This is a genomic window from Pseudomonas sp. GCEP-101, from assembly GCF_025133575.1.
GTDB classification, from domain to species: Bacteria; Pseudomonadota; Gammaproteobacteria; order Pseudomonadales; family Pseudomonadaceae; genus Pseudomonas; species Pseudomonas nitroreducens_B.
In genome coordinates this window covers 5,616,468-5,628,469 of sequence record NZ_CP104011.1, presented here as the reverse complement: position 1 = coordinate 5,628,469, position 12,002 = coordinate 5,616,468, and the positions used below count along the sequence as shown (strand labels likewise).

The 12,002-nt window shown below is 68.9% G+C and carries 12 protein-coding genes; 6 read left to right on the top strand and 6 right to left on the bottom strand.

The features are described 5' to 3' along the window. Window positions 1–44 precede the first annotated feature (44 nt). The 5 genes from N0B71_RS25360 to N0B71_RS25340 are packed head-to-tail and all read left to right on the top strand — an operon-like array spanning window position 45 to window position 4,463. Window positions 45–605, top strand: a complete 561-nt coding sequence (locus N0B71_RS25360; protein ID WP_259755696.1) for a carboxymuconolactone decarboxylase family protein — start codon at window positions 45–47, stop codon at window positions 603–605. A gap of 46 nt (window positions 606–651) precedes the next feature. Further along, entirely contained in the window at window positions 652–1,710 is a 1,059-nt protein-coding gene (locus tag N0B71_RS25355; protein WP_259755695.1) for an acyl-CoA dehydrogenase family protein, read from the top strand. Beyond that, window positions 1,707–2,543, top strand: coding sequence for an ABC transporter ATP-binding protein (locus N0B71_RS25350; protein ID WP_259755694.1), 837 nt, complete (start codon window positions 1,707–1,709; stop codon window positions 2,541–2,543). Before N0B71_RS25355 ends, N0B71_RS25350 begins: the two co-directional genes overlap by 4 nt. Continuing rightward, a complete protein-coding gene (locus tag N0B71_RS25345; RefSeq protein ID WP_259755692.1) occupies window positions 2,509–3,708 on the top strand; it encodes an ABC transporter substrate-binding protein in 1,200 nt (399 codons plus the stop codon). The genes N0B71_RS25350 and N0B71_RS25345 overlap by 35 nt, the downstream gene beginning before the upstream one ends. Before the next feature lie 8 nt (window positions 3,709–3,716). After that, the gene (locus N0B71_RS25340; protein WP_259759681.1) at window positions 3,717–4,463 is read left to right on the top strand and encodes an ABC transporter permease; all 747 of its coding nucleotides are present in this window, start codon (window positions 3,717–3,719) and stop codon (window positions 4,461–4,463) included. Window positions 4,464–4,522: 59 nt separating this feature from the next. Here N0B71_RS25340 and N0B71_RS25335 read toward each other — a convergent pair whose 3' ends face one another. Both N0B71_RS25335 and N0B71_RS25330 read right to left on the bottom strand, forming a co-directional pair. After that, window positions 4,523–5,350, bottom strand: a complete 828-nt coding sequence (locus tag N0B71_RS25335) for a PhzF family phenazine biosynthesis protein (protein ID WP_259759680.1) — start codon at window positions 5,348–5,350, stop codon at window positions 4,523–4,525. Between the two features lie 56 nt (window positions 5,351–5,406). Beyond that, window positions 5,407–6,036, bottom strand: coding sequence for a LysE family translocator (locus tag N0B71_RS25330; protein WP_259755691.1), 630 nt, complete (start codon window positions 6,034–6,036; stop codon window positions 5,407–5,409). A gap of 136 nt (window positions 6,037–6,172) precedes the next feature. On the opposite strand from N0B71_RS25330, the gene N0B71_RS25325 reads away from it, so the two are divergent. Further along, complete coding sequence (locus tag N0B71_RS25325; protein ID WP_259755689.1) at window positions 6,173–7,531, top strand: aminotransferase-like domain-containing protein; 1,359 nt, start codon at window positions 6,173–6,175, stop codon at window positions 7,529–7,531. 46 nt (window positions 7,532–7,577) lie between these two features. Here N0B71_RS25325 and N0B71_RS25320 read toward each other — a convergent pair whose 3' ends face one another. The 4 genes from N0B71_RS25320 to N0B71_RS25305 all read right to left on the bottom strand — a co-directional run bounded on the left by N0B71_RS25320 (window position 7,578) and on the right by N0B71_RS25305 (window position 11,949). Beyond that, entirely contained in the window at window positions 7,578–9,134 is a 1,557-nt protein-coding gene (locus N0B71_RS25320; protein WP_259755688.1) for an amino acid ABC transporter permease/ATP-binding protein, read from the bottom strand. A gap of 66 nt (window positions 9,135–9,200) precedes the next feature. Continuing rightward, window positions 9,201–10,007 carry an ABC transporter substrate-binding protein gene (locus tag N0B71_RS25315; RefSeq protein WP_259755686.1) on the bottom strand — a complete coding sequence of 269 codons (807 nt, stop codon included), beginning with the start codon at window positions 10,005–10,007 and terminating at the stop codon, window positions 9,201–9,203. A 33-nt stretch (window positions 10,008–10,040) separates the two neighbouring features. After that, on the bottom strand, window positions 10,041–11,084 hold the full coding sequence (locus tag N0B71_RS25310; protein ID WP_259755684.1) for an isopenicillin N synthase family dioxygenase: 1,044 nt from the start codon (window positions 11,082–11,084) through the stop codon (window positions 10,041–10,043). Window positions 11,085–11,106: 22 nt separating this feature from the next. Further along, on the bottom strand, window positions 11,107–11,949 hold the full coding sequence (locus N0B71_RS25305) for a sugar phosphate isomerase/epimerase family protein (RefSeq protein WP_259755683.1): 843 nt from the start codon (window positions 11,947–11,949) through the stop codon (window positions 11,107–11,109). Between the last annotated feature and the right edge of the window lie 53 nt (window positions 11,950–12,002).

The following is a 12,002-nucleotide window of genomic DNA, read 5'->3' as shown; positions in this document are numbered from 1 at the left end:
TACCAACAGACTTTTTCGACACCCCATTTCAACGGAGTCGAACCATGTCCCGCCTGCCCATCCAGACCCTCGACAGCGCGCCTGAAGCCGCCAAACCCTTCCTCGAGAACGCCCTCAAGGGCTCCGGCTTCATCCCCAACCTGCTGGGCGTGCTGGCCAACGCGCCGGCCGCGCTGGAAACCTACGTGACCGTCTCTGGCCTCAACGGCAAGTCCGACCTGGGCCTGGCGGAGCGCGAGGTGGTGCAGTTGATCGCCGCCACCACCCACGGCTGCGACTTCTGCGTCGCCGGGCATACCGCGGTGGCCTACAACAAGGCCAAGCTGCCTGAGGAAGTGATAGCCGCCCTGCGCGAACAGCGCGAACTCCCCGATGCCCGCCTGGAAGCCCTGGCCGCCTTCGCCCGCGAGGCCATCGCCACCCGTGGCGCGGTCAGCGACGCGAGCCTGGCGGCCTTCCGCGCCGCCGGTTTCAGTGATGGCAACGCCCTGGAAGTGCTGCTGGGCATCAGCCTGGCGACCCTGTGCAACTTCGCCAACGTGCTGGCGCAGACGCCGCTGAACCCGGAGCTGGGCCGCTACCGCTGGGAAAAGGCCACCGCCTGATTTCGTGTGACCGGGCGGCCCGCGCCGCCCCTGCAAGGAGAGCGACATGCTCGACCCGACCCTGAGCCGCTGGCTCGACGAGCACGCCGAGGGCCTCGACCTCGGCCATACCGATCCGCAGAGCGTACTGCCGCAACTCGCCGCTGCCGGCCTGTTCGCCATTGGCGTGCCGGCCGAGCGCGGTGGCAGCGGCGGTGACCTGCTCGATGCGATCGATGCCATCGCCGACGTCGCCAGCCATTCCCTGACCGCCGCCTTCGTCTTCTGGGGCCAGCGCGCCTTCATCGAATACCTGCTGCAGAGCCCCAATCGCGAACTGGGCGACCGCCTGCTGGGCGAATTGCTCGATGGCAGCCTGGCCGGCGCCACGGGCCTTTCCAATGCCATGAAGTTCCTCTCCGGCATCGAGAACCTGCAGGTGGCCGCCACGCCCGCCGGCGATGGCTGGACGCTGGACGGCCGCCTGCACTGGGTCACCAACCTGCGCAAGGGCCGCTTCGTGGTGGCGGCCGCCATCGAGCGGCCGGGCGCGGCGCCGCTGGTGGCGGCCATCGCTTCCGACAGCGCCGGCCTGACCCGCTCGGACGATCTGCAACTGCTCGGCCTGCAATCGAGCAACACCGCGGCGCTGGATTTCTCCGCCGTCGCGCTGCCTCGCGAATGGCTGCTGCACGAGGATGCCCGACAGTACCTGCCGGCCGTGCGCCCGGCGTTTCTCGGCCTGCAATGCGCGATGACCATCGGCCTCACCCGCAAGGCCCTGGAAGCCGTGCGCAACCACCTGAGCGACCGTCGCTCGGTGCTGCGTGAGGAAGAACAGCGCCTGAGCGCCGAACTTGACGAACGCGTCGCGCAGCTGCGCGACGGGCTGCACAGTGGTGCCTTCCTCGGCGAGCCGGCGAGGCTGTTCCGACTGCGCATCGGCCTGGCCGAGGGTGCGGCAGCGGCCGTGCAGCTGGAGCTGCAGGCCAGCGGCGGCAAGGCCTACCTCAGCGAGTACGGCGCGGCGTTCGCCCGGCGCTGGCGCGAGTCGGCCTTCGTGCCCATCGTCACGCCCAGCCTGGTGCAGCTGCGCGCCGAACTGCAGAAGCAGGCGCGCGCATGAGCGAGGTAATCCTGCAGGCCAGCGACGTTGCCCTGGGCTACCGCGGCGACAGTGGCTGGCGGAGCGTGCTCGAAGGCTTCGCGCTGGCGCTGGCGCCGGGGGAGGTGGCGTCCATCCTCGGCCCCAGCGGCGTCGGCAAGTCCAGCCTGCTGCGCGTGCTCGCCGGGTTGCAGAAACCTGCCGCCGGCCGGGTGCAGTTGCTCGGCCAGCCCATCGACGGCCCGCACCCGCGCGTTGCCGTGGCCTTCCAGGACCCGAGCCTGCTGCCCTGGCTGAGCCTGGTGAAGAACGTCGCCTTTGGCCTCGACTTCGCCCGCCAGCCGACACTCGACAAGGCCACGCTGCAGCAGCGCGTGGACGATGCCATCGCCGCCGTCGGCCTGAACCATGCGCGCGATTTCATGCCCGCGCAGCTCTCCGGCGGCATGGCCCAGCGCACGGCGCTGGCGCGCTGCCTGGCGCGGCAACCGCAGGTGCTGCTGCTCGACGAACCCTTCGGCGCGCTGGACGAAGTCACCCGCGCCGACATGCAACAACTGCTGCTCGGCGTGATCCACCAGCGGCGCACCGCCGCCGTGCTGATCACCCACGACATCGACGAAGCCCTGCTGCTTTCCGACCGCATCCTGCTACTGGGCGACACCCCGGCGCGGACGTTGGGCGAGTGGCGCATCGACCTGCCGCAACCCCGTGCGGAGCTGGTCGAGGAACTGGGCGCGCTGCGGGTCGAGATCCTCCTAACCCTACGGCGGGCAAGCCGCACCCACGCAAATATCCCTTCTGCGCAGGAGCCTGCCCATGTGCCTGGACGACCCCACACACTCCCGACGTGACATCCTCAAACTCGCCGCGCTGCTGTCCGCCGCCGGCGCACTGCCACTGCTGTCCAGCCTGCAGGCGCGCGCCGCCAGCGAACCGGACGCCCCGGTGCGCATCGGCTACCTGCCGATCACCGACGCCACGCCGCTGCTGGTGGCCCATGCCAACGGCCTGTTCGACGCCGAGGGCATCAAGGCCGAACGCCCGGTACTGCTGCGCAGCTGGGCGCAGGTGATCGAGGCGTTCATCTCCGGGCAGGTCAACGTCATCCACCTGCTGTCGCCAATGACCATCTGGGCGCGCTACGGCAGCAAGGTGCCGGCCAAGGTGGTGGCCTGGAACCACGTCGGCGGCTCGGGCCTGACCGTGGCGCCGGACATCAGCGACGTGAAGCAGCTGGGCGGCAAGACGCTGGCGATCCCGTTCTGGTACTCGATCCACAACGTGGTGCTGCAATCGCTGCTGCGCGACAACGGCCTGCAGGCCGTGAGCAAGCCGGCCAACGCCGCGCTGGCCGCCAACGAGGTCAACCTGGTGGTGCTGCCGCCGTCGGACATGCCGCCGGCGCTGGCGTCCAGGCGCATCGCCGGGTACATCGTCGCCGAGCCGTTCAACGCCCTGGCGGAAAACCTCAAGGTCGGGCGCATCCAGCGCTTCACTGGCGACGTCTGGCGCAACCATGCGTGCTGCGTGGTGTTCATGCACGAGCACGACCTGAACAACCGGCCGGAGTGGTCGCAGAAGGTGGTCAACGCCATCGTCAAGGCGCAGCTGTGGACCCGCGACAACCGCGCCGAAGCGGCCAGGCTGCTGTCCAAGGAGGGCGAGAACCGCTACACGCCCCATGCGCCGGACGTGCTCGGCCGCGTGCTGGCCCCGGCGGCCGGCGAGCGCCAGCAGTACCTGGCCGACGGGGCGATCCGCCATGCCGACTGGCACGAGGAGCGCATCGACTTCCAGCCGTATCCGTTCCCCAGCTACACCGAGGAACTGGTGCGCCGCCTGAAGGACACGCTGATCCAGGGCGACAAAGGCTTCCTCGCCGCGCTGGAACCTTCGCAGGTGGCGAAGGACCTGGTGGACGACCGCTTCGTGCGCCAGGCGCTGGCCGGCGTCGGCGGCCTGGGCGCCTTCGGTTACCCGGACAGCTTCGAACGCCGCGAGGAGATCACCACGTGACACCGGTTGTGCTTTCCACGCGCCGCCATTGGGCGTTGGGCGTCGCCGGGCTGCTCGCGCTGCTCGGCCTGTGGTGGCTCGGCGTGCGGTGGTTCGGCGGCGACGGCCTGGGGCAGTTGTTCTCGCCCCGGGCCACTTTCACCAGCCTGGGCGAGCTGCTGGTGCGCCCGGAGCTGTACGAACACGTGCTGGTGAGCCTGAAGCGGGTGCTGCTCGGCCTGCTCCTGGCGCTCGCCGTGGGCGTGCCGCTGGGCTTGCTGGTGGGGGCGTCGCGCCAACTGGAGGCGGCCACCACGCCGGCGTTCCAGTTCCTGCGGATGATCTCGCCGCTGTCGTGGATGCCCATCGCGGTGATGCTGATGGGCGTGGGCGACTCGCCGATCTACTTCCTGCTGGCCTTCGCCGCCGTCTGGCCGATCCTGCTCAATACCGCCGCCGGGGTGCGCCAGCTCGACCCGCGCTGGCTGCAGTTGTCCAGGAGCCTGAGCGCCACGCCGTACGAGACGCTGCGCAAGGTCATCCTCCCCGGCGTCCTCGGCCACGTGCTGACCGGCGTGCGGCTCGCCATCGGCATCCTCTGGATCGTCCTGGTGCCCTGCGAAATGCTCGGCGTCAGCGCCGGGCTCGGCTACTACATCCTCGACACGCGGGATCGCCTGGCCTACTCGGAGCTGATGGCCATGGTGCTGCTGATCGGCGTGCTGGGCTTCGCGCTGGATGCGCTGGCACGTAGCCTGTACCGGCGACGGGGGTAGCCCTCGCCGTTTGCCCGGAGGGCAGCGCATGGCCGTGCGGCAGGCGCGTTGCCCAAGGCTCAGGCCAGGCCCTGGAGTCGGCCGCTGACCTGGGTGTGGGTCCTGCCGCCGACCCACACCTGGCCGGTGCTGTCGCGCGATACGTGGACGCGTCCGTGCAGGCCGAGCCGGGTTCCCTGGGCGGCGACATAGTCCCCCTCGACCACGCCGCTGGAGAACAGCCACTGGGCCAGGGAGGCGTTGAGGCTTCCGGTCACGGGGTCTTCGACGATGGTGCCCAGGTGATTGTTGAAGAACGCCCGAACCTCGATCGCCGCCTCGCCAGCCGAATGCGGCCCGACCACGCCGATGTCGATCCTGCGCGGCCAGCTGCGTTGCGGGGCCAGCGCCAACACCTTATCCGCCGACGCCAGGCGGATGCCCAGCCAGCCGGGGCCATTGTCGACCCAGGCGGCATCGACGATATCGCCCGGCGCTATCCCCAGGAAGGCAATCGCTTCGCTCAACTCTGCCGGCGAGGGCGGCCCGCTGCGCATGAGCGGTGGCGCGGCAAAGTAGAGCAGGCCGGGCTCACGGCGAATGGTCACCAGGCCAACGCCGCACTCCTGGACGATCTCCGTCGCTTTGCTCGCCGCGCGCCCGGTGGAAAGCCAGGCATGGCAACTGCCCAGGGTGGGGTGCCCGGCAAAGGGCAGCTCCCTGTCCAGCGAGAATATCCGCACCCGGTAGTCCGCCTCCGGATGGGTGGGCGGCAGCAGGAACGTGGTCTCGGACAGGTTGAGCCAGCGCGCCAGGCGCTGCATTTCCGCGGTTGAGAGCCCATCGGCGCCGAGCACGACCGCCAGCGGATTGCCGGACAGCGGCCGGCTGCCAAACACGTCGATCATCTGGAATTCATGGGACACGACAGCGCTCCTGGCTTGGGTGAGTGTTGGATGGCGGCTCAAACGGGCGCGACCAGAAGCTTCACCCCGGCGACGGTGAACAGCGTGGCGAAGAGCCCCTGGATCCAGCGGCCGAGCCTGGCGTAGACAGCGATCATCCGGGCGGTGGAGAACAGCAGGGCGTAGCCGCCGAATATGCCGATGCCGAGCAGGGCACAGCCGCCGATGATGGTCGCCAGGGTGCCGCTGGGAGCGCCTTGCTGCAGGCCCAGCGACATGATCGCCACCCAGGACATGATCGCCTTGGGGTTGCTGATGTGCATGAGCACGCCCTGGCGGTACAGGGGCAGGTAGCGCGGTGGCGTGCGTGCCGCCTCGGTGCGGGCGAGCGCCAGGATCGGCTGCAGGGCGGACCTGCCGGCACGCGCCGCCAGGTAGAGCAGGTAGAGGCCGCCCACCACCTTGATGACGATGAGCGCCTCGGCAAAGGTGGCCAGCAGGGTGGAGAGACCGGTTGCCGCCAGCCCTGCCCAGGTGAGCGAGCCCGTCATGACCCCGCTCGCGAGGGCGAGGGCGGGGAGGCGGCCGTCGCGCATGGCCGTGGCCATGATCGCCATGTTGCTCGGCCCCGGACTGGCCGCCGCCAGGAAGTAGGAGCCGAAGGCGAGGGCGATGGTGCTGTTGAACATCGAGCACTCCAGTGCCCGCGGTGGCGTCGGGCTGTGGCGAAACGGTTGAATGTCGCCAGTCACCCTAATGCACGTTACACTTTTGATCTATTTAAATAGTGTCACGCTACACTATTCCTCACTCGGGACGCTCCGCATGCTGCTTCAATCGCCCTGGACACCGCGCCTCGCGGAACTCGACGCAAGCGCCGCCGAGCGGCTGGTACGGGCACTGGCCGACGACATCGTCGAGGGGCGCCTGCAGGGCGGCGACCGCCTGCCGGCCCATCGCGATCTCGCCTGGCAGCTGGGGATCGGCCTGGGCACGGTGACGAAGGCCTATGCGGCCCTGGAGCGTCGGGGGTTGGTGCGCAGCGTCAAGGGCCGCGGCATGTTCGTGGCGATCCGTCAGGCCCATGAGGACCGGGTGATCGATCTGTCCTCCAACGTGCCGCCGGCGATGCTGTCGGCACGTCTGCTGGCGCGCACCCTGGCCGGCGTCGCACGGACGATCGACGCCGATCACCTCAATCTCTACTCGCCACCCGCCGGCCATCTGGAGCATCGGCGCCTGTTGGCCCGCTGGCTCCAGTCGCTGGGTATCGAGGTCGACCCCGAGAATCTGGCGCTGACCAGCAACGCCCGCCAGGCGATTTCACTGGCCTTTGATCTGGCCTGCGGGCCTGGCGGGGTGGTTCTGACCGAGCGGGTCACCTACCCCGGCGCCATCGCACTGGCGCGGCGCAAGGGCTACCGGATGCAGGGCGTCGCGATGGACGCCGAGGGCATGTTGCCGGAGGCGCTCGCCCAGGCGCTGGAACGTGTCGCGGGCGGCACCAGCACCGCGGTGTACCTCACGCCGACACTGCATAACCCCACCACCGCCACCATGGGCCTGGCGCGCCGGCGGGCGATTGTCGAGGTGTGTCGGCAGTCGGGAGCCTGGATCATCGAGGACGGCGTCTACGCGCTGGGGCCGTCCACCGCGCCGGCGCTGGTGACGCTGGCGCCTGAGCGTGTGCTGCATGTCAATGGCTTGTCCAAGTCCATCGGCCCCGGCTTGCGCATCGGCCTGCTCGCTCTGCCCGCGGCGATGACCGACCTGGTCCGGGACCTCCTGCAGGACATCCCGATGGCGCCGTCGCCGCTGTCCTGTGCCGTGGTCGAGGAGTGGTTGTCCAGCGGCGTCATCGCCTCCATCCCGCAGGACCTGCGCCACGAAGCGCGCCGGCGGTCGAGCCTGGCGGTTTCGCTGCTCGGCGCGGCCGAGCTCGTCGCGCACCCGGACGCCTATCACCTGTGGCTGCCGATGCCCCGCGAGGCTGCCGATCAGCTGGCCGCGGCGGCCGCCTCGGTGGGCATCCGGGTGACGCCGCCCGAATCGGTCATGGTGGACCCGGGCGACCCGGCGTCAGGCATTCGCCTGTGTCTGGGCGGCCCGTCGCTGGAAGAGGTGAGGGAAGGGCTGGCGCTTCTGGGGAGACTCATCAACGGCAGCCCGCCCTCGGCCCCGTGAAGGGGCGTCCAGGCGGCACGCCCCTGTGCCGCCTGGTCTTCCGACGTCAGCCGGCGAGGAAGGCGCGGTGCTGCGCCTCGTCCTGCTGGGCCTGGCGCTCCAGGCCGATGAAGCGCATCACGCGCTCGCCGCAGTCGCCGTTGCGGATGCGCGCCGGCGCGGCATCGACCTGCACCTGGCCGTGTTCCATGAAGATCACCCGGTCGGAAATCGACAGGGCGAAATCCATCTCGTGGGTGACGATCACCATGGTCATGCCTTCCTTCGCCAGGTCGCGGATCACGTTGAGCACATCGCCCACCAGCTCCGGGTCCAGCGCCGAGGTCGGCTCGTCGAACAGCATGATCGCCGGCGCCATGGCCAGCGCGCGGGCAATGGCCACGCGCTGTTGCTGGCCGCCGGAGAGCTGGTGCGGGTACTTGTTGGCGTGGGCCAGCAGGCCGACCTTGTCCAGCAGCGCGAGGGCCTTCTGCTCGCAGATGTCGCGCCCGGCCAGGCCATGGAAGCGCGGCGCCAGGGTGACGTTGTCGAGGATGGTGCGGTGCGGGAACAGGTTGAAGTTCTGGAACACCATGCCGATGTGCTGCACCCCGTCGCGCAGGCGCGCCGGGTCGGGCTTGCCGGCTTCGATGTAGGGCTTGCCGAATAGCGCGGTGGCGCCGCCGTCGATGCCTTCCAGGCCGTTGACGGTGCGGATCAGCGAGGTCTTGCCGGAGCCGGACGGGCCGATGATCGACACCACTTCGCCGTTGCCCACGCTCAGGTCGACGCCCTTGAGCACTTCGTGAGAGCCGTAGCGCTTGCGGATGCCCTTGAGTTGCAGCGCGGGCGGGGCACCGGCCGGGACGGCCTCGCGGCTGGCCACCGGGGTGGCCGGAAGGCTCCTGCGCAGGCTGTCCAGGTGCTCGTCGGAAAGGGTTTCCGGCTTGCGCGCGTTGAGGTCCAGGCGGTGCTCGAGGTACTGCAGGCCCCAGCCGAACAGGGTGACGATCAGCACGTAGTAGATGGCGACCGCCGAGAGGGTTTCCATCACCAGGAAGTTCTGCGCATAGAGGCGCTCGCCGACCTGCAGCAGCTCGGTGAGGGAGATCACCGAGACCAGCGAGGTCAGCTTGACCACGGTGACGTACTCGTTGATCAGCGTCGGCAGCGAGATGCGGAACGCCTGCGGAATGACGATCAGCCGCTGGATGCCGATGCTGCCCATGGCCAGGGCGCGGCCGGCTTCCTTCTGGCCCTTGGCGACGGAGATCAGGCCGCCGCGATGGATCTCGGCCATGTACGCCGCTTCGGTCAGCACCAGGGCGAGCAGGCCGGAAATGAACGGGTTGGACAGCAGGGCTCCGCTGGCCGGGAACAGCTGCGGCAGGTTGTAGACGAAGACCACCAGCACCAGCAGCGGCACGCTGCGGAAGAACCAGATGTATAGCCCCGTCGGCACGCGCAGCCAGCGCGAGCCGGAGAGCTTGGCGCAGGCGAGGAAGAAGCCCAGGACCATGCCGATCAGCCAGGTCAGGGCGCTCAGCTCGATCACCGTGACGCAGGCCTTCCAGAAATCCGGCAAGGAGAAGAGGGAGAAGAAGTAGGACCAGTCGAACTGCATGGGCACCTCGGCGAGCGGGGTCTGGCGCGAGGCCAGCCCCGTCTTTCATGTTGCGTTAACGCGGAATCACTCGGTCGCCGGGGCTTCTTCGAGAGCGTACTTCTTCAGCAGGGCAGCGAATTCGCCGCTGTCCTTGGTCTTCTGGAAGGCGGTCTTGAGTGCGTCGTACAGCTCCTGGTTGCCCTTCTTCACGTACATGCCCAGGGTCTGCTTGTAGATCAGCTCGCTGGAGCTGACGACCACGCGGCCCTTGGAGCGCTCGGCGATCATGTGTGCGGCGCCGGAGATCTCCACCTGGGCCTGGACGTTCTTCGACAGCAGCGCCTGGGTCACTTCCGGGGCGGACGGGTATTCGCTCACGCTGATGGCGCCCTTGCCATTGGGAACGCAGTAGGTCTTGGACAGCTCCTCGAACTTCGGCACCCAGGTGGTGCCTTTCTCCAGGCCGATCTTCTTGCCGCACAGGTCTTCGGGCTTGGCCGGGCGCTCGGCGCTGTCGGCCGGCACCATGATGGCGGCGCCCGTCTGCGCGTAGGGGATGGCCAGGGCCTGGGCGGTACGCTCGGGGGTGACGTACATGCCGGAGATCACCGCATCGAAGTGGCCGGCGTTCAGGCCCAGGATCAGCCCGGAGAACTTGGTGTTGACGAAGCTCGTCGTAAGGCCCATGTGCTTGGCCAGCAGCTCCGCCAGCTCGGGGTCCGAGCCGACCACCTTGTCGCCGTCATAGGACTCGAAGGGCGGGTAGGTGATTTCCATGCCGACCTTGAACTGCCCCGGCGTGGCGGTCAGGGCGGCGCTGGCGGTCTGCAGGGTGCCCAGGAGGGCTGCGCCGACGACAGCGGCGGCCAGGAGGGTGCGGGTGGTTTTCATGGTGATTGCTCCAGTCTAGGGTTGCGCGCGGCTTCAGGAAGGCTGCGTCTGTTTTTTCAGGTGGCCGAAGCTGGACGGCTTGCGCGCCCGCTCTGGCAGTGCCAGCTCACCGTCGGCGACCTTGCGGCGCAGGTAGCTGTAGGTCTGCAGCGCCTGGCTCCACATGTGCTCGCCGATGGCGATGGTTTCGTAGTCCTGGCTGCCGTTGTCGAACTGCGGCAGCGGGCGGATCTGCGTGTGGTAGTCGCAGGCGTAGAACAGCGGGAATGAGTAGCGCTCCTCGCGCACCGTGCGCACGCGGTGGGCGGTGGCGACGAAGGCGCCGTTGGTCATCACCTCCAGCATGTCGCCGATGTTCACCACGAAGGCACCCGGCACTGGCGGCGCGTCGATCCACTCGCCGTCTTCGTTCATCACTTCCAGGCCCGGCTGGGTGGCATGCAGGATGGTGAAGCACTCGTAGTCGGTGTGGGCGCCGATGCCCGGTGCATCCTGCGCCTCGCCATCGAAGGGGTAGTGGATCAGCCGCAGTTTCGACGGCGGCCGGCTCACCAGTGGGTCGAAGTAGCCTTCCTCCAGGCCCAGCGCCAGGGCGAAGCCGTCGAACAGCTTGCGGCCGAGGGCGAACACCGCCTGGTAGTAGGCGCTGACCTGCTGCTGGAAGCCGGGCACGTCCGGCCAGCGGTTGGGCCCCAGCAACGGCGTGCCGGCCAGCACCAGCGGATCGTCGGCGGGCACTTCGAAGCCGACGTCGAAGGCTTCCTTGTGGTCCGGCTTGCCCTTGGAATAGACCTCTTCGCCTTCCGGGACGAAGCCCTTGTGGCTTTCCGAGACGCCGATGTAGTGGCGCATCTTGGCCTCCAGCGGCTGGGCGAAATAGTCCCGCGCGGCCGCTTGCAGGCCTTCGATCAGCGCAGGGTCCAGGCCGTGGTTGCGGATGTAGAGAAAGCCCACTTCGCGGGCTGCCTTGCCCAGTTCGGCCGCCACCGCCTGGCGCTCGTCCAGGCGCTCGCTGAACAGCCCGCCGATGTCGATGACGGGAATGGAGGTGAAGGCCCTGCTTGCTTGCTCCTGCATGTTCGATGGCTCCGGTTCGGATTCAGGATTGGAGGAAGCGCTGGAAGTGGCGACGCTCTTCGTCGGCGATCCAGCGGTTCAGCGCCCACAGATCGGCGATCGGGGCATTGGTGAAGGGCAGGTGATGCAAGTAGCCGTCCGGGCCGAATTCCGGCGTCAGGGTGGTGATCTGCTGGCCGCGAGCCTGCTGGGCGCGCCACACGGCTTCCCAGTGCTTCTGGTGGAAGGCCAGTGCGTTGGCGTATTCCGGCGCGCCGGGGTGCGGCACCTGCGGCCCCTGGTCGTAGCCGACGCGGGCCTGGATGTGCTGCACGCGCTCGACGAAGGGCGCGAGGTCGTCGGCGGGGTCGTCGAGCAGGCGCTCGCAGACCACCACCCAATGGCTGATGTCGGTGGTGAAGCGCAACTGCGGCACCTGGCGAATCAGCTCCAGGGTGACCCAGGGGCTGTACAGCGAGCGGGCGCGATGAATCTCGAAGAGGCAGGTCAGCTCCTGCGCGGCGGCCAGCTCCAGGGCGCGGCCGAAGAAGTCGACCTGCGCGGCCAGCGGCCAGCGGTCGTTGCCGGCCAGGGTGTTGACCAGGCGCGGCGACAGCTCGGCGGCGCCGCCCAGCTTGCGCTGCAGGTCGTCCAGGTGCACCTGCGGGCTGGCCGACTGGTCGGGCAGCACGTCATGGGCCGTGAACAGGGTGGCGATGTAGGGCACGCCCTCGGCGGCCAGCAGCCGTGCGTACTCGGCACGCAGGGCCGGATCCTGGGGCACGCGCGCTTCCAGGCCGTCGAAACCGGCCTCGCGCAGTTCGGCGATGGCCTGCGGCCAGCCATGGGTGTAGCCCCACAGGGTGCGGAAGATCTCGAGTCGCATGAACGAACTCCGGACAGGGTGAACCGCGCCGTCGGGCACGGCGAAGGATTCGG